This window comes from Aeoliella sp. (assembly GCF_965227375.1).
GTDB lineage: Bacteria > Planctomycetota > Planctomycetia > Pirellulales > Lacipirellulaceae > Aeoliella.
On record NZ_CBDDFX010000001.1, the window covers coordinates 2,724,272 to 2,745,803 of the forward strand.

At 59.3% G+C, this 21,532-nt stretch carries 9 protein-coding genes; 7 read left to right on the forward strand and 2 right to left on the reverse strand.

Annotation, left to right across the window (positions count from 1 at the left end):
* Positions 1–2 precede the first annotated feature (2 nt).
* Both ACQK2L_RS11170 and ACQK2L_RS11175 read left to right on the forward strand, forming a co-directional pair.
* Complete coding sequence (locus ACQK2L_RS11170; RefSeq protein ID WP_425397045.1) at positions 3–4,943, forward strand: choice-of-anchor Q domain-containing protein; 4,941 nt, start codon at positions 3–5, stop codon at positions 4,941–4,943.
* A gap of 251 nt (positions 4,944–5,194) precedes the next feature.
* Entirely contained in the window at positions 5,195–8,524 is a 3,330-nt protein-coding gene (locus ACQK2L_RS11175) for a fibronectin type III domain-containing protein (protein ID WP_425397046.1), read from the forward strand.
* Between the two features lie 6 nt (positions 8,525–8,530).
* Here ACQK2L_RS11175 and ACQK2L_RS11180 read toward each other — a convergent pair whose 3' ends face one another.
* The gene (locus ACQK2L_RS11180; RefSeq protein WP_425397047.1) at positions 8,531–9,175 is read right to left on the reverse strand and encodes a helix-turn-helix domain-containing protein; all 645 of its coding nucleotides are present in this window, start codon (positions 9,173–9,175) and stop codon (positions 8,531–8,533) included.
* A gap of 330 nt (positions 9,176–9,505) precedes the next feature.
* Between ACQK2L_RS11180 and ACQK2L_RS11185 the strand changes: the two genes are divergently transcribed.
* Both ACQK2L_RS11185 and ACQK2L_RS11190 read left to right on the forward strand, forming a co-directional pair.
* Positions 9,506–10,390 (forward strand): hypothetical protein, encoded by an 885-nt coding sequence (locus ACQK2L_RS11185; RefSeq protein WP_425397048.1) that lies wholly within the window; start codon positions 9,506–9,508, stop codon positions 10,388–10,390.
* Positions 10,391–10,694: 304 nt separating this feature from the next.
* Positions 10,695–16,409, forward strand: coding sequence for a matrixin family metalloprotease (locus tag ACQK2L_RS11190; RefSeq protein ID WP_425397049.1), 5,715 nt, complete (start codon positions 10,695–10,697; stop codon positions 16,407–16,409).
* Between the two features lie 140 nt (positions 16,410–16,549).
* On the opposite strand, the gene ACQK2L_RS11195 is transcribed toward ACQK2L_RS11190, so the two are convergent.
* Positions 16,550–17,866: a TAXI family TRAP transporter solute-binding subunit gene (locus tag ACQK2L_RS11195; RefSeq protein ID WP_425397050.1), complete on the reverse strand. Its 1,317-nt coding sequence runs from the start codon at positions 17,864–17,866 to the stop codon at positions 16,550–16,552.
* A gap of 199 nt (positions 17,867–18,065) precedes the next feature.
* Between ACQK2L_RS11195 and ACQK2L_RS11200 the strand changes: the two genes are divergently transcribed.
* The 3 genes from ACQK2L_RS11200 (at position 18,066) to cyaB (ending at position 21,511) form a co-directional block, all read left to right on the forward strand.
* Entirely contained in the window at positions 18,066–19,325 is a 1,260-nt protein-coding gene (locus ACQK2L_RS11200) for a dipeptidase (protein WP_425397051.1), read from the forward strand.
* A gap of 98 nt (positions 19,326–19,423) precedes the next feature.
* Positions 19,424–20,845, forward strand: coding sequence for a UTP--glucose-1-phosphate uridylyltransferase (locus ACQK2L_RS11205; protein WP_425397052.1), 1,422 nt, complete (start codon positions 19,424–19,426; stop codon positions 20,843–20,845).
* A 117-nt stretch (positions 20,846–20,962) separates the two neighbouring features.
* Positions 20,963–21,511 carry a class IV adenylate cyclase gene (cyaB, locus tag ACQK2L_RS11210; protein ID WP_425397053.1) on the forward strand — a complete coding sequence of 183 codons (549 nt, stop codon included), beginning with the start codon at positions 20,963–20,965 and terminating at the stop codon, positions 21,509–21,511.
* Positions 21,512–21,532: the final 21 nt, after the last annotated feature.

The following is a 21,532-nucleotide window of genomic DNA, read 5'->3' on the forward strand; positions in this document are numbered from 1 at the left end:
CCATGCTCCAACGCAAGCTCCGCATCGAACCACTCGAACACCGCCGCGTGTTGGCCACCTTCGCTGTTACCAATCTAGATGACAGCGGGGTCGGCAGTCTTCGTGACGCCATCGCTCAGGCAAATACTCAAGCGGGCGCCGATGAAATCGTCTTCGAAGGTGTTGCCACCTCGGGCACGATCGCCCTCATATCTGGCGAACTGGAGATCACCGAGAGCCTGTCGATTGTCGGACCCGGGCAAGATGCCTTGACGATCGACGCCCAGCATAGCTCGCGCGTGATGAGTTTCACGGCGTCGACTGGTGACCTCGGTCTAAGTGGGGTGACCATCACGCGAGGCTACTCCGGTGGCGGCAGCAACGGCGGAGGCATACAGTTTCTTTCCGATGGAGTTGTCACGCTGTCTTACAGCTCGATTACTGACAGTCACGCCGCTGTTTATGGCGGTGGAATTTACACCGATGCCGGTTCCGTATCGCTGAGCGAAAGCACTGTCAGCGGCAATTCCACTGTCACAGGAGATGGGGGCGGCATTCACTCTCGTTCTGGAAACATAACCATAGCAGGTAGCCTCCTCAGCAAAAACGAAGCGGGTGCTGACGGCGGCGGAGTTTATGCGATCTCTGGTGAAGTTGTCGTGACAAACAGTACGATTACTGAAAACACCACCAGGGGTAACTCTTCCAGAGGTGCCGGAATTTTTTCGAATTTGGGGGATGTTTCGCTCACTGGAAGCGCACTCAGTGGAAACTACACGCGAGGACGCGACGCCGATGGAGGAGGAATTAAGACGCTTTCAGGAGATGTGTCGATCACTGATGGTTCGATCATAGGAAACCGCACTCTAGGCAGTTCTGCATATGGCGGCGGGATCTCGTCAACTCGCGGAAATGTAACACTCATTGATAGCGAAGTGAGCGGCAATTGGGGGAGTGGACATGGCGGTGGTATACACGCGACTTTTGGAAGTGTCTCAATCACACGTAGCAGTGTAAGCGACAATTCCACGACGTCGGATGGTGGAGGTATCTCAGTGGGTGGCGGTAGTGTGACGGTGATCGATAGTACGATTAGCGGCAACAGTTCTAACGACAACGGTGGCGGTATCAGCTCAGGGGGGGGAGAGATAACGGTCACGAACAGTACGATTAGCGGAAACGCCGCCGCCGACAACGGAGGCGCTATTTTCTCTTACTCCGGGACATTGACTATCTACAGCAGCACGATCACTGAGAATCGAGCGAAAGTCGGCTTTTTAGGAGGTGTGTCGGCAGGTGTGCACGTGCGCAACTATCCCACGGTCAGCTCCATTACAATCGAGAATTCTATTGTCGCGGGCAATTCGAGCCGATTTGATTCGCGGGACTTGCGAGTCGAGACAACCGGGAGCCTTACGCTCAACCATAGCCTCTTTGGCAGTACTGAGGGGACAAGCATTGATGATAGCACCGGTGTAGGAAACGTACTCAACGTCAATCCGATCCTCGGCCCACTTGCTGACAATGGCGGTCCCACCCACACACATGCCTTACTCCTAGGTAGCCCTGCGTACAACGCTGGCATCGAAACGGAGCCTTCACCATTCGACCAGCGTGGGGAAGGCTTCTCGCGCAAAGTTGGCACTGCTGTCGACATGGGAGCGTACGAAGTGCAAATCGAGCTGCCTTCGCCGTTCGTGGTGACTACAATCGATGACGAGCTTGAGTATCCCAACAGCAGCGTGAGTCTGCGAGAAGCGATCAACGCCGCCAATCTGGTGGCAGGCGAGAACACAATTACGTTTGACCCTGCGATCTTTGGCAGCCCACAATCGATTTTGCTGACGAAGGGGGAGTTGGGAATTACGGACTCGCTCACCATCATTGGTCCGGAGCAAGGGGCGCTCACCATAGACGCCCAGCACAATTCCAGAGTACTCAACTACTCCCACGACGCCGGTGATTTGGCGCTGTCGGATCTCTCGATTACCGGTGGCTGGACGAGTCTCGATGGTGGTGGGATCTACTTTGGCTCCACGGGGGTACTGGCCATCACCGACGGGGTGGTCGAAGGCAATCGCGGCGCTGGCGGCGGAATATATGCAGCGGCAGGCCATGTGATACTGGAAGCCAGCCTTGTCTCCGAGAATATCAGCACCAACGGAGGTGGCGGCATACTCGCCCTTTCGGGTGATGTGTCGCTCAAAAACAGTAATGTAGAAGCCAACTCGAGTGAAAGTGCTGGTGGAGGTATCTTTGCGTCTTCCGGCGACATCACTCTCGACAACTCCTCGATTACCGAGAACATTTCCAATGGTTCTGGCGGAGGCGTCGGTACGTCCTCGGGGCATATCACCCTCGTCGACTCCACGGTTGCCGAGAACACCTCCAGCAGTGCTGGCGGTGGAATCTACGCCAACTCCGGAAACATAACAATCACCGCAAGCACGGTGAACATGAATCAGACCCGATTCACCAACCGAGATGGTGGAGGAATTGCCGCTCGGTCAGGTATAGTCCACATAGTCGACAGCACTGTCAGCGGCAATAGCACAGCCGACAATGGCGGCGGTATCTACGTAGAGGATGGTAGTCTGTATCTCACGCGCAGCACTGTCAGCGGCAACAGCACTCTCGACGATGGCGGCGGCATCTTCTTTGGTGGCGATGTGCTGACTATCGAAGAGTCTACAATTGCCGACAACTCAGCGAGGAGCTTTGGTGGGGGAATCTACGCATTTGATTCAGACATCTCTCAGGTAGCTCTCCAGAATTCCATCATCGCCGGCAATCTTGGCGACAATCGGGGTCGCGATTTGTACATTAATTCGGCCACCCCACTCGTAGTTGATTACTCGTTAATCGCCGCCACCCGTGGGTCGAATATCACATCAGAGACCGGCACAGGCAATGTTTTAGATGTTGACGCAAAACTTGCACCGCTTGCTGACTACGGTGGGCACACGGAGACGCACGCGCTGCTGTCTAGCAGCCCGGCATTGGATGCTGGTGACCCCGCGATTGAACTCGACCCTCAAGAGTTCGACCAGCGTGGCGAGGCGCCCTATGTGCGTGTCATTAATGGTCGCATGGACATCGGAGCATTTGAAGCAGTTCCCCAAGTCGTCAACAGCCTGGCAGATACCGATGATGGGGACATTTACAACGGTGTCACGACGCTCCGCGAGGCAGTTAACCGAGCTAACTCACTAAGCTATGTCGACGGAATCCAGTTTGATCCATCACTCAGCGGAGAGACTATCCTGCTAGTTGGCGGCGAGCTACTAATCACCAACTCGCTTACGATTGATGCGACGGGGCTGGCCGAATCGATAACAATTGACGCCCAGCAACAGTCGCGAGTATTGCACTATACCGACAGTACAGGCGACTTGAACCTGACCGGTCTCACGTTAACAGGTGGCCTCGCGGCAACATCTGGAGCCGCTGTTCTATTCGGATCCAATGGCGTTCTAAACCTCAACGATTGTCTTGTAATCAATAACGATTCCGAAGCTGCCGGGGGTGGGCTGTTCACGATATCGGGGACCATCGACGTAGTGGGCAGCACTTTCGACGGCAATAGTTCAACATTCGGCGGAGGTGGAATTGCTACCTTCTCGGGGAACGTCTCACTCGCAGACAGCGTGGTCAGTGGGAATTCTTCCGGCAGCGACGGCGGCGGAATTCGCACTTACGCTGGTAACGTCTCTCTGAACAACAGTTTGATCGCTCTCAATCGGTCGAATAAAGACGGCGGTGGTGTTTTTACCCTGCTTGGCGAGGTGTCGATTAGTCAGAGTACCATCAGTGGCAATACTAGCAACGCCGAAGGTGGTGGCATTTTCACCCTGCTTGGCGATGTCTCCCTTGAGCAAAGCACCATAAACGGGAATTCCAGTGGTGGCAGCGGTGGTGGCATACGCACCTACGCGGGTAATGTGAGTCTTTCCAATAGCACGCTCAGTGGTAATAACAGCGTTGGCAGTGGTGCCGGTGTGTTTACCATCGCCGGCAACATCACCGTCGAAAACAGCACCCTTCACGGCAACGCCTCGACAAGGCACGGTGGCGGCATATTCGCATATGACACGGACAGTAATCCTACGCTGACCATCGAGAATTCAGTCGTCGCAGGCAATACTGCTACCGTTGGGGCAGACCTTGCCGTCGACCCGGACGGGGTTCTGACCATCAATTACAGCATCATTGGTATAGCAGACGAACTGCTTTCCATTGCCGGTGACACAGGCAACCTATTCGGCGGTACGACGACACCAATCGACCCCCACCTCGGCCCGCTGGCCGATCATGGCGGCCCCACACTAACGCACGCGCTGCTCCCCGGTAGCCCCGCCATCGATGCGGGCGATCCAACAATTGCTTACGACCCGATGGAGCACGACCAGCGTGGCGAAGGGTTCGCGCGAGTCGTCGACGGTGGCGGCGGACTGCGCATCGACATCGGCGCGTACGAGTCGCAAGGCGTGCCCGACTATCCGGTGGGCGATTACAACCACGATGGCATGGCGAACTTGGCCGACTACGTCATGTGGCGGAACAACCTCGGCAGCACCACCGTGCTCGATGCCGATGGCAGTGGCAACGACGTGGTCGACTCGGCCGACTATGCGGTATGGCGCGAGAACTTTGGCAACACGGTGATCCCGCTCACGCCAGTCGAACCCCCCGTTGGGGCTGCCGTTGGGGCGACCGATGCAGCGTTCGCGATGTACCTGTCGCCAGCTTCAGCCAGCGATCCGCCCGCAGCCGGTATCGTCAAAAACGACCTTAACCCTGGCAGTCAAAGTGCTTCGGGCGTCGAGTTGCTGCTCTTGCAGCGGGCGGAGCAGGCCAGTTCGCCGCCGTCGAATTCTCCAGCCGCAGAGCCCGCATCTGGCACGACTCGCGCTGCGGAATCTGGCGACGAATGGAATGGATTGCGAGAGGCTGCGTTTTCTTGACTCGCGCACCGGCGACTATTAGACTCTGGGTGTCCGATTTCGGGTGTTTTGGGGGTAGCGTCTAGAGAATCGGTGCACGGCGACTCTTCGTCTGGGAGGTCGGTTTGGGGTTACGCGGGGGCGATGCGTGCCCTCTGAGCGTCGGGAACGCTCACCGTCGTGCACCTGGTAGCGATGCGGCAAATCTGCGTACTCACTTCGCAGGCTTTCGGCATTGATTGCACGAAGTTTTGCAACTGGGGAGTAGTATCATGGCTCGCAAGCATTCCACTGGTCGAACTGCGCATCGGCCGCTGGGACTCGAGGCGCTCGAAGACCGCCGGCTCTTAGCGGTTCTGTATCGTGTGAACGCCGGAGGTGCTGAGATCGCCGGCGATCCGGTCTGGCAGGCCGACACCGCGGCCACTCCCTCGCAGTGGAACAACGCCGACTCGGGCAACTCGGCCGCGTCGATGTTCGGCAATGAGATCGACATGACCCATCCGTCGATCCCCGCTGGCACGCCGATCGAAGTGTTCCAAAGCGAGCGGTTCGACAAGCCGGGCGTGGCCAACTTGCTGTGGGACTTCCCGGTAACGCCGGGCGACTACGAAGTTCGTTTGTACTTCGCCGAAACCTGGAGCGGCGCGTTCGCTGCCGGCGTGCGCCAGTTCGACGTCGAGATTGAAGGCGCGAGCGTGCTGGACAACTACGACGTCTTCGCCGAAGTGGGCGGCAACGCCGGCGTGGTGAAGAGCTTCATGGTCACTGCCGATGACAACCTCGATATCGACTTCTTGCGCGAGGTGCAAAACCCGGCGATTAAAGGTATCGAGATCCTGGGCGACGGCATCGTCGACCCGCCCGATCCCCCCGACCCGCCTGATCCACCCGAATCGCCGGTCACCAGCATGACGCTCATCAACGCCGACACCGATGAGCCGATTGGCGAGCTTGTCGATGGTGCCACGATCAACCTGGCCGACCTGTCGACGGTGAACCTCAACGTGCGCGCCGACGTCGCCGATCCGCAGGGCAGCGTGCGGTTCAGCCTGGATGGCGAGGCCAACACGCGCACCGAAAACGGCGCGCCCTACGCGCTGTTTGGCGACAAGAGCGGCGACTACTTCGCCGGCTCGTTCGCACTGGGCGCGCACACGCTCACGGTCACTCCGTTCAGCGGCCGCAATGGCGGTGGCGACGAGGGTGCGGCCTACACCGTCGCGTTCAACGTGATCAACCAAACCGGCCCGCCGATGAACACGGCGCCCACCGTTGACGCAGGCGGCGATCAATCGATCACGCTACCAACCGACGCGGCGGACCTCGACGCAACGGTGACCGACGACGACTTCCCGGGCAATCCGCTCTCGACCATGTGGAGCGTGGTGAGTGGTCCCGGCAGCGTGGCGTTTGGCGACGACTCGAGCGTCGACACCACGGCCACGTTCGCCGCGGTCGGCACGTTCGTGCTGCGGATCACAGCCAACGATGGTCAGTTCGTCGTTGCCGACGACGTGGAGGTTGTGGTAACCGACCAACCGACTAGCTCGGTCGTCACCGGATTTACCTTGATCGACGCGGTGACCGATCAGCCGATCATGGCGCTCACCGACGGCTTGACGGTCGACCTCACGCAGTTGCCCAGCGGCGGATTGAACGTGCGCGCCGATACCACGGGCAGTGTCGGCAGTCTGGTGTTCGGGCTCGACACAGACGATAGCTTCCGCACCGAAAACGGTGCTCCATACGCCCTGTTTGGCGACAAGAGCGGCGACTACTTCGCCGGCTCGTTCGCGCCAGGTAGCCATACGTTGACCGGCACCGCCTACAGCGGCCGCGGGGCGTCTGGCGACTTGCTCGGTTCGCTCACGGTGAAATTTCAAGTCGTCGAAGCGCCTCAACCCCCCGACCAGATCCACCTGTCGTGGACACTCGACACGGCCACCACGCAGACCGTGGTGTGGCGAACCTTTGGCACTACCGGTCCGACGACCGTCGACTATCGCCAACTGGGCGAAACCGCCTGGCAGAGCACGTCGGGCGCGCTCAAGCCCAGCGGCACCGCCGGAACGCTCCGCGAGGCGACCATCACCGGCCTCACGCCTGACACCGAGTATGAATACCGGGTGCTCGGTGATGCGGGATTGTGGTCGGACATTCACTCGTTCCGCACCGGGCCCGACGGCCCGAGCGATTTCAATTTCGTCTACTTCACAGATATGGGGCTGCTTGACCGGCCCGACGGACTGTCGACCGGCACGCAGCAGGTGATCAACGACATCGCTGGATTGGACCCGCTGGTGGTGCTGGGCGGTGGCGACTACGCCTACTACAGCAACGACAAACGCTACGGCACCGTCGACGCAACCATCGATGTGTGGTTCAACGAGTCGGCGCCGTACCTCACCAACACGTCGTTCATGCCGACGCTGGGCAACCACGAGGTGCTGCTGCAGGAATCGTACGACCTGTGGATCAACCGCATGGCGCTGCCGGCGACGCAGACGGACAACTTCCAGGTCTACAGCTTCGACGTCGGCCAGGTGCACTTCGTTTCCATTCTGGCCGTGTATCCACAAGACGCGCTGCCGCAGAATCAGGTCGATTGGATCGTCGCCGATATCCAAGCCGCCCAGGCGCGAGGGCAGCAGTGGATCGTGCCCTACATGCACGTGCCCGCGTTCTCCGACGGAACGAGTCACGAGTCGAACATCGCACTCCGCGACCAACTCGGCCCGGTGTTCGAGGCCAACGGAGTTCACCTGGTCCTCTCAGGGCACGATCAGAACTACGAACGGACCTACCCGCTCACAGGCGTCGGCGCCGGCGATCCCGTGATCACCGACACGAACCTGACCGACTACGACACCGACGATGGCGTGGTGTGGATCAAAGTGAGCCCCGCCGGCAAGCTCTCGAACCGCGGCAACGACTGGTCGCACTTCGTCACCGATCCCGCTCCCTACTGGACGGCCGTGCGCGACGACACGCTGCACCACTTTGCCAACTTTGTGGTCTCAACCGATGGCACCCTGACCACCGAAATCTATGGTACCCCCGGCGACGGCACCACGTCGTTCGTGTACGACACATTCACGTTCTCCCTGGCCACCGTACCCGCCGCCGCGGCCGCGGTGGCAAGCGCCCCCCTTCCCACGCTACCTGGCGACTACAACCAAGACGGCACGGTGAACCTCGCCGACTACACCGTGTGGCGGAACAACTTGGGCGCGAGCATGGCCCCCTACGAAGGGGCCGATGGCGACGGGGACGGCCTCGTCACCACCAGCGACCAGCAGGTGTGGAAGGATCACTTCGGTGAGAGTCTGCCGGTGCAGTTCCAGCACAACTCTACCGACGCGGCGTTTGCCATGTACCAGTCGCCGGTGGCCCAAGGCGCTGTGGCTTCGAACGTGGTGAAAACTTCGGCGAAAACCGCGACGGACCTCCATGGCGAAGCACTACTGTTGCTGCTGGGCGGCCAGGAAGTGGGCGAGCCGCTGTTGACCGGGCCACCGCAGGCGAAAGACGAGACTTTTGCCGGCGACGAAGACGATTCCTCACGCGACGAAGAGTTCAAGTCATTGGTACTTGCGTAGGTGCTCTTAAGCTAATACCTGCGCTGCCCAATGGGTGTCGTAGTTGTCTTCGAAGTGGTAGAGCTTGCCACGACGGAACCGGAGCAGGTTCGAGATGCTCATTGGTTTCGCCATTGGCTGGCCCTTCGGGTGCAGGTAGCTCTCACCCCAGATCACCACGTCGGTGCCTTGCGCGATGTAGCGATGGTGCTGGGTGAAGTTGTGATTCTCGGGCAGTTCGAGGATGGAGAAGAAGAGCTTGAAACCACGGTCGATCGCCTCGACGCCTCGGTGCTCGCCGGCAAACGGCACCACCGCGGGATCGCCCGAGATGCGAAACACCACTTCGTCGTCCAGGAAGTGTCGAATGGCGTCGACCAGATTGGCCTGATGCACGTGCAGCGCCTCGGTGTATTTCTTGGCTAGCGCCACCGGGTCGCTCGTCAGGTCATCGGGGTGTACCGGGTGCTCCGCGGAGTCGAGCGCGGCCGCAAAGCTGGCGATCGACTGCCGCTGCACCGGCTGACCCGACTCGGCCTTGCGCACGAGCCGATCACTGCACTCCGCCCGATGCGCCAGCTCCTCTTGCGTCCATCCACGTTGCTCGCGGAGGTATTTCAGCATCTCGGCATTGCATGCGACGGACGATGTGGAACGTACAGAGTCGCCCATGGTAGCTTTCCCCCCCAAGAAAAGAAGTTCCCGTTGAATGATGAGCTTGGGCGATTGTTCCGGTTGCGTTCCTGGCCATCGGTGTGCGATCCGGCTAATATCGCCGTCGGAAAGATTGTAACCAAAATGGGGGGATTGGGCGCCAAATCGCCTGATTTTTTCGCGTTTCGTTGGTTTCTCTTCTGATTTCTCTGGGGGCCGAGCCGTGCCTTTGTGTGTCAGAGCTCGCCTCCGAGGCCCGGAGCAACTAAGTATCGCTTGAAGTCAATTTGGAGGTGAACAATGCACTCTAGGCCATTTCTGATCTCTTCCCCCAACTTTCTAGTGCGCATGAGCATGGTGGCAATGGCTGCCTTGTTGATGTGCTGCAACACTCGGTTGGTGTGTGGACAAGATATTGGCCTCGTTGCAGAAGGTCACTATGAAACGGATCTCGTCGGATTTCAGAGCAAAGACTTTGCCATGCCACTTCCTAATCCATTGGCATTTGTTGGGAAGAAATTTGACTTCGAAAGAACGGTGGAGGGATACAAGGCTGATGCCACCTTCACTTACGTTGCCGGTCCGCTGACGCTAGGTGCTGCGATTGAAGCGAAAGTGGAGGTTGATCCCGGCCCTAGTTTTCTGACACTCGGCGCAGATGCCCAAATCAGCACAACCGATCGCGTTTTCTTAGAGTGGGACGTGTTGCAGGGCCCGGAACCGAATTCCCCTGGCTATCTTCGACTTCAGTTGGAGTTGGATGGTGTGATAGAGCAGACGTTCAGCGGAGGAGGAGATCCTCAGATCAATACACGCATCTATCTCTATGGTCCCCAAACAAATATCGACGTCGACTATTCTGCCATCGGCACATACGACGTTAACCTTGCTCCAGTGGTTTTGCTTCCCTTGGGACGTGAAGGACAGATACTCGAAGGATCTTTCGACGTTGGCTACGGCATTCAGGCGACACTCAATGATTTCTCGGTACCAGCGTGGCTCAATAAGTTGGTGTGGTCGCTGAAAGCAGGTTTTCTCGATACGCTTTCGATCGAGTCCATCACCTTGCCGGACGGACGTACTCCAGAAGAAGCAGGTTACACGCTTACGTTTGAAAGTGGTCGCCCATCGCCCAACGTCGTACCGGAGCCAGGTGCGGTATCGCTGCTTGCAGGCACAGTTCTTCTTGCCTATGTGTGCCGCAATCGTATTTCAAGCAGGAAAGTCGTGTAGCCGACATTCCGGGACAATCAGCAAAGGCTGGTGAAACCACCAACTCCACTACATTGGGTAAGTTATGCCTTTCAATCGCCTTAGGATCCGCAGGTCATCTACTCCTTGCTATCACCTCGGCATGCGGTTTGAGTCGTTGGAGTCCCGTTGGCTACTGGCTTCCGATTTCAACGCGTGTGAGCACTTGCCGGATGCAATGACGGAGCTTCCGGTCGGCCAAGTGTGGGATCCTTCGGAGGTCGCGTCATTCGTCACAAGCGGTTCACAGTGGGAACAGTCGGGCGGTCAGGGAGTCCCACTAACTTTGTCCTACAGTTACAGCAATCTGCTGGACGGAGGACTGCCCGGAGGACTTAGCAATGCCCAACTTCGTGCCGCGATTGAGGAGGCGCTTGGCCTGTGGGCAACATACGCTCCGCTGCACTTCGTCGAGTGGGTCGACTCAGGCCCGCCACCTAGCGACGAGTCGTACTCTGCGCCCACTAGCCCGAAGCTTCGTATTGGCCACCATTTCATCGATGGTGACCCAACGGTCACTTCCGACGTCCTGGCCCACGCCTATACTCCATTTGGTACTGGTCTCCACGGCGACGTCCATTTCGACAACGGCAACACTTGGACTCTCGACGACACAGCTCCCGGCGGCGTAGTCGACATCATTGAAATCGCTGTTCATGAGATCGGGCACGCCCTCGGTTTGGACCATGAAGATCCAAGCAATGCCACGGCGATCATGAACCCCAGCTACGGTAACCGTTACAGCGGGCCGGGTTCAGCTTTCCTTTTCCAGGACGATATCGACGGTATTCGCGCTATCTACGGAGAAGGTGTTGGTTCCGTCACTCCGCTTGCTCCAGATGAAGCAACCTTTGGAGTAAACATGGTGCGGAACCCTGGCGCTGAACAGGGATTCGAGTATTGGACGCTTGGGTCTGTTGGCGGTATGGAAGTCCGAAACTATGGTGGCACGGACGTACCATCATTGGACAACCTTCCCCCTGGATCAGGACGCAATCTCTGGTACGGAGGCGATGATGAAAGTCTTAGTGCAATCGGGCAAGAATTGCCCTTCGACTTTCCCGCGGGGCTGATCGACAGCGGTGCGGTTACCATCGATTTCTCGGCCTATCTTGGTGGTTGGGCCCATCAAAACGATTCAGGAAAGGGGACGTTGTGGTTTCGGGGTGAAGAGTTGGATGACGTTATCGCGGTCGCGGAGTTGAACGGTCCATCACCGGCTGAACGCGAGGGCATTACCAAACTCATCTACAAAGAATTGAACAACATTGCTGTGCCCGCAGGGACGCGGAGACTGACGGTCGGCATCGAGTCACGCAGTCCAGACGGCAATGATGCGGACGGAACCATCGACAATGTATCGGTCGTGTACAACCTCGGGGAGCCTGGTAGCGGCAACTCGAATATATGGATTATTCCTGAAGACATCGACTTTGGCGTCGATCCCTTTGATCTGCAGATACCAGCGGGCGTAAGCGTGGAGTTCTTGGGAAACTTAGCCGGCCAGGATCTAATCGTATCCAGCGGTGGTGACGGCAGTACTCTGACCTTTGGTGGGCAACTAAGTTTTCCGTTTGTTGAGATTGGTGACAACGTCCGGGCAAGACTTGAGAACACTGCTACGGTGGATGACTCTTACATCGAAGTGAACGCGGGATCGCTGGAAATTCACTCGCCTCTTGCGCAGAACGGTGTTTCCGTCGACGTTGGACCTGGAGGTTCAGCCTCCGGTTCGGGATTTCTTGGAGCCTCTGGAGTCGATGGAGAATTGAATTTTCAGCAGGGAGCACTGCATTTGCCAGGCACTAGCCCCGGTAAATTCGTATCAGGGAATCTCTGGTATGAACCGGGTAGTACCTTGGAGATCGAGCTGGATGGAGTTATCGCCGGCACAGGCTACGATCAACTCGACGTCAATGGCACTATCGAAGTTGCCGGAGCCAATCTGAACATCGACCTCGGCTACACTCCCGCCGACGGCCAAGAGTTCTTCATCATCGACAACGACGGCACCGACCCCGTAGTCGGCACGTTCGCCGGGCTACCCGAAGGCGCAGCGTTCGACGTCGATGGCAAGCGATTCTTCATCACCTATACCGGTGGCGACGGCAACGACGTCGTGCTGCGTCGCAATCGACAGCCAGTCTCCGCGCCGCAGTCGGAAACAGTCGACGAAGACACACTGCTTTATTCCAGCGTGATCGTCACCGATCCCGATAGCGATGGCATGACGCTTAGCGTGCAAACGCCGCCCGCGCACGCCGGTAGCTTCAACTTCAACCCCGATGGCTCGTTTACGTACCAAGCCAACGAACACTACTCGGGCTCCGACAGCTTCCAGTACATTGCCGACGATGGCGACAAGCAGTCGGTGCTGACGGTGAATATCGATGTTACCCCTGTGGCCGATGTGCCCACTTTTTCCGTTGCCGATCTGACGGGCGACGAAGGCACCGTGCACATGCTGCCAATCACTTCGTCACTGGTCGATACTGATGGATCGGAGTCGCTTGAGATTCGGGTCGAAGGTGTGCCCAGCGGCACATTGCTAAATCAAGGCACCCTCGACCCTGGAACCGGTGATTGGCTGTTGACCCCCAGCCAGCTTGATGGCCTTACGCTCGAGTCGCCCGACAATGCGACGTTCACGCTCACCGTCACGGCCACCGCGACCGAAGCTGCCAACGGCGACTTTGCTTCCACCACGGATACCATGCTGGTCACGGTCGAGAACGTCGCACCGACACTCTCGTTCAGCGATCACATTGCCGGCTCGCAGCTGCTGCGCGAGTGGACTAACTTCATCACTATCACCGATCCGGGCTACGACGACTCGGCCCAAGGCACCAGTGAGACGTTCACCTACATCATCGACTGGGACGATGCGACCGCCAACGACACAGGCGACGTAACGGTCGACGCGGTCGGCACGCTGCCGGTGGGCGAGGATCCATCGGTGCTTACCAAGGGCAGCTTCGACGCGAGTCACACGTACGCCGAGGATGGGCGATACGACGTAACGGTCACCGTCACGGACGACGATGGGGGCGTGACCGTTGCGTCTTTTGAAGTGCGAGTGATGATTCGCTTGCTCGACGTTGTGTACACCAGCGAAGAAGTCGTGCTGACGTTCACCGACCCGATCGATGGCAGCACGGTGACCCACGGTTCGGTCAGGATCATGGGCAGCCAATCGGGACTGGTAAACGACGATACGGCCAACTTCACGGTCGTCGGCCCGACGGTCACCGTGCCGCTGTTGCACGCTCCGTTCCCAGGCGAGGAGCTCACGCTCATCCTGCCAGCCGATCGCGACGAGGTGAACAAGCCGGGCGTGTGGAGCGCTCGCAGCAACCCGATTTATCAACCGGAGATCTATACGCAGCTCGGCAACGTGACCGCCGGCACGGGCAACTGGGTGCGGACACGCGTTTCGGACGACTTTGGCCTCACCCCAACAAACATTGGCGATCTAAATCGCGATGGCGTGCTTGATGTGCTTGATTCGACGCATTACGCGCTCCAGGAAGGCGCGAGTTGGACTTGGGAGCCGGTCATCGAGTGGAACTCAGATGCTCCCGACCTTGTGGACCTTGCCGATATCAACGGCGATGGTGTGCTGGAACCATTTGGGTGGGACTATTTTAGCGCCGACGCTTCGGCATATGCCGACTTCGACCTCGATGGAGAACTCGAGCAGTTTTACAGTCCATGGTCGAGTGCTGCCACGCTGGCCAACTTTGAACGGGACGGCCAAGCCGAGGACCCTATTGTCACGCCGGACGGATTCTTTTGGTCTGGCTCTGAAACCAGTGGAATCGTCACGGGCGACTTCGATGGCGACGGCGACATCGACGTGTTGCGCGATATTTGGATGTGGCTCAACCCTATCCGCAATCCGCCGGCCGACGGGGTGACCGTTCACTCGTTCGCTTCGCCCGCGCTGCTGCCGACCGCTGGTTCCTTTGGCTATGACATCTTGGAGATCGATGTTGCCGATCTGAATGCGGATGGGCGGGACGACCTGGTGGTGAGAACCGTCGACCGGGTTGCCGTGGCACTTGCGCCTGCTGGCGACTTTGTCACCCCAACCGGCATCGGATGGCCCGAGCAAATCGCATTTGAGGACTTCAGCCCCAATGTCTTCTACGGTTCGGAGGTAATCGACTTCGACTCCGACGGCGACCTCGACTTGGCCATGATGTACACTCCGCAGTCAGGTGTGTCGGGAACCTACTTCTACGAGAACGACGGCTTGGGAGGTTTGACGTACCATAGCACGTACAGCTATAGCACGGTGTTCAGCGATCCCACCGCCGCCGACATCAACAACGACGGTGCAGTCGACTTGGTGTTCGACAATGGCACAGCGTTGCTCAACGCGCCTACGGGCAACGGTGCTCGCGTGGGTGAGATGATGCTATTTGCGGCTTCCAACCAGCGCCCGAGCGGCGGACTGGGGACTCACTTCGACTTCGAAGGCGACAGCGGGGTTGCAGCCCAAGCAAGCGGCTCAACGCTGGCGCCATCGGTGACACTGTGGAACCGCGAAGCGGGTGTCTGGAGCGAAGCAGCCCAATTCGATCTCTCCCTCGACCCTTTCGATACGTTTATCGACGTGGCGTCCACTGATTCGGCTGCAGCAGTCACCACGTACTACTACGACTCGCTGAGCTTTGAGTATTTCACCACGCTGAACTTCTACAATCGGCAGGGCGACGGTACTTGGCTCGCTGCCGAGTCGTTCGACTTCGGCAATTTCTATGGTTCAGTCGACATCGATGGCGACCGAGCGGTAGTGTACGTCGACGACGGAAGTTTCGGTGGCGAAGCGCGAACATTCGAACGCGACGGAGCCGGCGTGTGGAGCGAGACCACCACGGCCACCGTCACTGGGCTGCCGGATCTCTCCTATGGTTCTCTTCAACTCGATGGCGACTACTTGTTTGTCAGCCAGCCCTACACGCAGACCACAGTCGGCGTCGACACCTATCCCGGCAACATCGAGGTTTATCAGTGGAACGGCTCTGGCTGGACACATTTGAGCCAGATCCTGCCGGCGGTCGGGAACACATGGGGCATCGGCTATTCGTTCGACTACGACAACGGCCGACTGGTGGCCGACGTCGGCCAAAACGAGCTCGCGGTCTACTCCACCACCGATCACACTACGTGGACTGTCGAGCAGCAATGGACCATGGCGACCGACGTGTACAACAACAGCAGCCTCGCCCTCTCGGGCGACTTACTCGCGATTGGCGACCAGGTGGACGATGAGCAGAACCCTGGCGCCGGCGCGGTCAACTTGTATCGCTACGACGAAACGGGTGGCTGGCAATTCGACCGCAAGATTGTGGATACCGCGTCTGAATCTTCAGGTTTCTCAGCGGAACAGCTGGGCATCGTCGACTTCAACGGCAACGAGTTGTGGATCGGCTCGCCCTTGGACGAGCAAGAATTCACCGACGCTGGTTCGCTGTTCTTGTGGGTCGACGAACAAGCGACTGGCCCCGCACTACCTGGCGACTATAACCAGGATGGCACGGTGAACCTGGCCGACTACACCGTGTGGCGAAACAATCTGGGCGCGAGCGTCGCCGCCTACGAAGGGGCCGATGGCGACGGGGACGGGCTCGTCAACGTCGGCGACCAGCAGGTGTGGAAGGACCACTTCGGCCAGAGCTTGCCGGCCGCGGTCGAGGCTCCGTTGGCGGCTGCCATATCGAGCGCAGCGGCTGCCGAGCCGAGCGACTTGGCCACCGACGCGGCGTTTGCCATGTACCTCACACCGTCAGCGGAAAGCACCGATAGCTCGAAATCCGTATCCAGCAGCACCGAGGGAGACGCTGGCGACGCACAGTCGCAAGACCTGCTGCTACGCCGCGAGTTGGTCCAACCCCTGAGTCGGAAGGCCACCGCGACTGGAGTGCAAACGGAGTCACGCGAAAACGAACAAGAATCCGTCGCGTCGTCGCTTGAATTGGCGTGGAACGAATTGTAAGCCACCCACGGCGCACGAAAAATCGCCGCGCAAGCCGTAGATGCGGAGCGGCCCGAAGTTGTAGTCAGTGGCCGCGATGCTGGCCAACGGCTAAAAAGCTCAACACCAGACACCGGGGGCCACGCGAACGCCGATCGGCGCTACTTGCCCGACTTGGTGCTGCCGATCTTTCGCTGGATTTTACTAATCAGGTTCGCGCACTGCATCAGAAAGATGGAGAAAGTGCGGTCGCCGCGGAGGTCTTCGTGCGTCAGGTTCGTCAGCGCGCGGAGCTTGATGTCGGTCACCTCATCCAGCAACCGCTTGAGCTGGTCGACGTCGTCCTCGGTCATCTGCTTGCGTTCGATGGCCAGCGTTTGCTCCAGGAACGCGTCGAGTCGTTCCTTCTGCCGCCGAATCTGTTGCTGGTTCTCTTTTTCTTTGAGTCGCCGCCAGCGATCCCACGCCAGGTACACCGCTGCACCCAGCGCGAACAACAATTCCTTGCCAGCCGCCAGGCCTTCGAGAACGGTGTGCATCACCCCGTATTGGCCGAACGGATCATGGTACCGACGGGTCACCGGGTGCAGTCGCGCCGGGGCCAGGTCGCGAGCTTCCTGTGGTGCGAACACCGTGGAGAAGTGACTCATCAGGTTGTCTTCGAACAACGAATCCAGTAGCAGCCTTACGAGCTTGTCGGAGGCATCGTCGCGCACCACAACCAGCGCCGAGGTGGCCACCGAGGAGACAGCCCGGTCTGGCGCCGGCGGCCACATGTTCTTGGGAACCTCGTAAGCGTCGAAATGGCGATACCGCCGCGCAAGTGCTGCGGAGTCGACGGACAAGAGACCAAACTCGCCGCTGGAGAGCACCTTCCGCAAGTCGCCGTTCTCCACGCCTGTGGTGACCACGGCCGCATCGAGCGAGTCGTCGGTCTGCAAATCGGTGAAGTGCACTTCGCGGAGCGTCGACTTGCCGAGCAGATTGTAGTGCGCCAGGATGTCGCGAGCGCTCTTCTCCATGCCCGATCCCTCCAGGCCGATCGAGATTTGCTTGCCGGCCAGGTCGGCGATCGAAGTGACTCGATCCTCGGGCGGGCCTGCGTGCAGCAGTTCGTTACGCACTACCACGTGCACCACGTCGTGGTGCAGCGGAGTGACGATGGCCAATCCGTCGAGCGACACCGAACCGCCTTGCACAATCGCCACGTCGATTTCACCAGCTCGCAGGCGGTCGCAGTTGTCTTGCGATCCGGAAGTCTCTACGACCAGCGTGGGATGGCTGGTGCGGCGATCGAGGGCCTCTTGCACGCTCAGCCCTTCTTCGTAGTACAGGCCGCCTTCGACCGCCGTGCCGATGCGAATCACCGGCGGCAGCGTGTCGCGCATGAAGAACCACGTGGCCAACGACATGACCAACACCAACGCCATCAACCAGGCGAACCACTTGCGGAGGATGCGCGAGAGAGGTTGGGTCATGATCGACCTGCACGAAGGAGATGAGACAGCCAAATCTCCGCCGATTATAGCCGCCGAGACCGTCGTCTGCGCAATTTCTGCGTCGTGCTGCGGCTAATTTGCTTTCGCCCGTCGTAGCGACACACTACGATAGTGCCGATGAACGGCGCTTGCCGCCACCCCCCGCCACTTGCCTCCCGCCACAGGACCGCTTTGTCCCATGTCCATGAATACCCGACCTATCCTGCGTAGTCGAATGGTGTGCAGCGTCGCCCTGGTGGTTCTGTTGTGCACATTTAAGGCGTGGGCCGACGAGACTACCAAGGACGCGACCATGAATTATGGAAAGCCCATCGTGCTCACCGAGCAGGCCAAGAAGCTGCACCGCGAATGCCTGCTGGTCGATGGCCACAACGACTTGCCCTGGGAGATCCGCGACAACTTTTCCAGCAGCCTGGCGAACGTCGACATTTCTCAGCACCAGCCCAAGCTTCACACCGACATCCCGCGCTTGCGCGAAGGGGGCGTGGGAGCGCAGTTCTGGAGCGTCTACGTGCCGGTCAGTTCCGGCTATCGCGGCACCGCGCTGGGCGACACGATTGAACAAATCAAACTGGTCAAAGCAATCATCGCCCGCTATCCCAACGATTTCGAACTGGCGCTCACCACCGACGACATCGACCGCATCTATGGCGAGGGACGCATCGCGTCGTTGATCGGCGTGGAAGGAGGGCACTGCATCGAAGAGTCGATGTCGAACCTGAAGAACCTGTACGACTTGGGTGCACGGTACATGACACTCACCCACAGCGACACGTTGAGTTGGGCCGACTCGGCCACCGACGACTCGAAGAGCGACGGCCTCAACGAGTTTGGTGTCGAGGTCGTCAAGACGATGAACGACCTGGGCATGATGGTCGACCTGTCGCACGTTTCGGCCGCCACGATGCACGACGCGTTGGACGTGACGCGCGCGCCGGTGATCTTCTCGCATTCCTCCGCCCGCAGCGTGGCCTCCGCGAAGCGAAACGTCCCCGACGATGTGCTGAAACGCCTGCCGGACAATGGCGGCGTGGTGATGGTGAACTTCTACTCCGGATTCCTTGTGCCCGAAGCGGTGGAGGTCAACGAGCAGGGAATGGCGATGAGGCGCAAGTTGATGGAAACCATGGACGAAGACAAAGCGAAGGCGCAGGTCAAGCGTTGGCGCGTCGAGAACCCCACGCCCCGTGGCACGATCCACCACTTGCTCGACCACATCGACCACATCGCCAAAACGGCCGGCGTCGAGCACGTTGGCATCGGCTCCGACTTCGACGGAGTGACGGCGCTACCGGTCCAGCTCGAAGACGTCAGCACCTACCCCTACATCACGCAGGGCCTGCTTGATCGCGGTTACTCGGACGACGACATCCGGCTGATCCTGGGCGGCAATCTGATGCGAGCATTCCGCGGCGCGGAAAAAGCGGCAAGCCAGTAAACGTTCGGCTCTGGGAAGCACCTAGGCACATCGCGGGGCAGCGTTGATAATCGAAGGCGAAGCCTCCCCCGACCATTGCCTTTGATTTACTTTAAACCATGCCTCTGCCTCCACAAGAACTTGCAAAGAGCTTAGCGTCCGCCGGCCAAGAGCACCTGCTCGCCTTCTGGGACTCGCTCTCCGCCGACCAGCAAGCCGAACTCCGCACGCAACTCGAGTCGGTGGACCTCCATCTCATTGCCGGGCTATTCCAGGGCGACGTGGATCAACCCGATTGGGCGGCCGAAGCGCGGCGGGCGACACCGCCGCCGGCCATGCGACTGGCCGACCGCCGTGGCGAGGGCACTTCGACGCTGGGGCTCAAGCCCGACGAGGCAAAGCAGACCGGCGCGGCGGCCATGGCCGATGGCAAGTTGGGTATCCTGCTGGTGGCGGGAGGGCAGGGGAGTCGACTCGGGTTCGAGCATCCCAAGGGCATGTATCCCATCGGCCCGGTGTCGGGCGCGTCGCTGTTTGAGATCCACCTCCGTAAAGCGGTCGGCTTGGCCAAGAAGTACGGCAAGAGCGTGCCGGTCTATTTGATGACCAGCCCGGTGACGCACGACGAGACCATTGCCTTCCTGGCCGACCACAACCGGTTTGGTCTGCCGGAGGAAGACCTGATGATCTTCTGCCAAGGCACGATGCCCGCGGTCGACGACAAGACCGGTAAACTGCTGCTGGCCGACAAGCATCAGTTGTTCTTGAGCCCCGATGGCCATGGCGGCACCGTAGCGGCCCTGGAGAATAGCGGCGCCATTAAGCACATGAAGTCGCGCGGCGTCGAACAGTTGTTCTACTTCCAGGTCGACAATCCGATCGTACCGATGTGCGACGCGGAGCTGATCGGCTATCACCTGCTGAGCAAGTCGGAACTCACCAGCATCGCTGTGGCCAAGGAGACACCCGAAGAGAAACTTGGCAACTTTGTGATGCTAGGCGACCGGCTGCACGTGATCGAGTACAGCGATTTTCCCGACGACGTGGCTCAAGTGCGCAACGACGACGGATCGCTACGGTTCTGGGCCGGCAGCATTGCGATTCACGTGTTCGACGTGGCGTTCCTCGAGCGGATGCTGTCGTTCAAAGACGCGCTGCCGTTCCATGTGGCCCATAAGAAAGTGCCGCACCTCGACGCCAATGGCAATCTGGTCGAACCGACCGAGCCGAACGCGCTGAAGTTCGAACGATTCATCTTCGACCTGCTGCCGCAAGCCGCGCGACCGATCGTGGTGGAGTACACCGAACAAGAGTGCTTCGCTCCCCTGAAGAACGCCCCCGGAGCACCGAAAGACACACCGGAGTACGTGCAGCGGTTCATGGTCGATCAGCATTGCGAGTGGCTCACCGAGGCCGGCGCCAAAGTCGAAGAGGGTGTGGCCGTGGAGATCGACCCCGTGTGGGGAGTCGACGCTGGGGAGGTCGCCAAACGAGTCGACTCCAGCACGACGTACACCGAAGCGACGTACCTGCGCGACTAGTATCTCGTCAAGCCGAAAAGATTCGTTTGACAAAGCACTAGTGCACGCGGACATTGCAGCGAGTCGCGGACCGCGTGGCGGTCCGGCTAGCGGTGTGTCTTGATGTAGAGGTTTTCGATGCAGCTTGAAATCGAACAAAAGTTTCGAATCGACAGTGCGGACGACTTACTCGCGCGGGTTGCGAAGCTCTCGGCCGAGGAACTCGAGCCGGTCGAACAGCGCGACACGTATTACAACCACCCCGCGCGCGACTTTCGCACTACCGACGAAGCGCTCCGCATCCGCCGCACCGGCGATGGGGCCGTGGTGACTTACAAAGGCCCCAAGCACAAGACCGTGGTGAAGACCCGTCAGGAAATCGAACTACCACTCGCCACGCCCGAGTCGTGGCCCGCCTTGTTCGACGCGCTCGGCTTTCGCGAAGTGGCGGTTGTCAGCAAGCATCGTCGCCGGTTCAAGCTAACTTCCGGCGAGTTTGAGGTGGAACTGGCGATCGACCACGTGGATGACGTCGGGCTGTTTGCCGAAATCGAAATCGTCGCCGACCAGTCGCAAGCCGAACAGGCGCAACAGGCGGTGCTCGAGCTGGCGCAAGAGTTGGGCCTCGGCAACGCCGAGCCCCGAAGCTACCTGCGAATGCTCCTGGAGCAACGCGCGACCAAGTGATGGTTTAATCCCTTCCCCAAC

Bases quoted from the DNA above. Each gene is read 5' to 3' on its own strand.
- ACQK2L_RS11170 (WP_425397045.1), top strand. From the start codon at position 3: ATGCTCCAACGCAAGCTCCGCATCGAACCACTCGAACACCGCCGCGTG.
- ACQK2L_RS11175 (WP_425397046.1), top strand. From the start codon at position 5,195: ATGGCTCGCAAGCATTCCACTGGTCGAACTGCGCATCGGCCGCTGGGA.
- ACQK2L_RS11180 (WP_425397047.1), bottom strand. From the start codon at position 9,175: ATGGGCGACTCTGTACGTTCCACATCGTCCGTCGCATGCAATGCCGAG.
- ACQK2L_RS11185 (WP_425397048.1), top strand. From the start codon at position 9,506: ATGAGCATGGTGGCAATGGCTGCCTTGTTGATGTGCTGCAACACTCGG.
- ACQK2L_RS11195 (WP_425397050.1), bottom strand. From the start codon at position 17,866: ATGACCCAACCTCTCTCGCGCATCCTCCGCAAGTGGTTCGCCTGGTTG.
- ACQK2L_RS11200 (WP_425397051.1), top strand. From the start codon at position 18,066: ATGTCCATGAATACCCGACCTATCCTGCGTAGTCGAATGGTGTGCAGC.
- ACQK2L_RS11205 (WP_425397052.1), top strand. From the start codon at position 19,424: ATGCCTCTGCCTCCACAAGAACTTGCAAAGAGCTTAGCGTCCGCCGGC.
- cyaB (WP_425397053.1), top strand. From the start codon at position 20,963: ATGCAGCTTGAAATCGAACAAAAGTTTCGAATCGACAGTGCGGACGAC.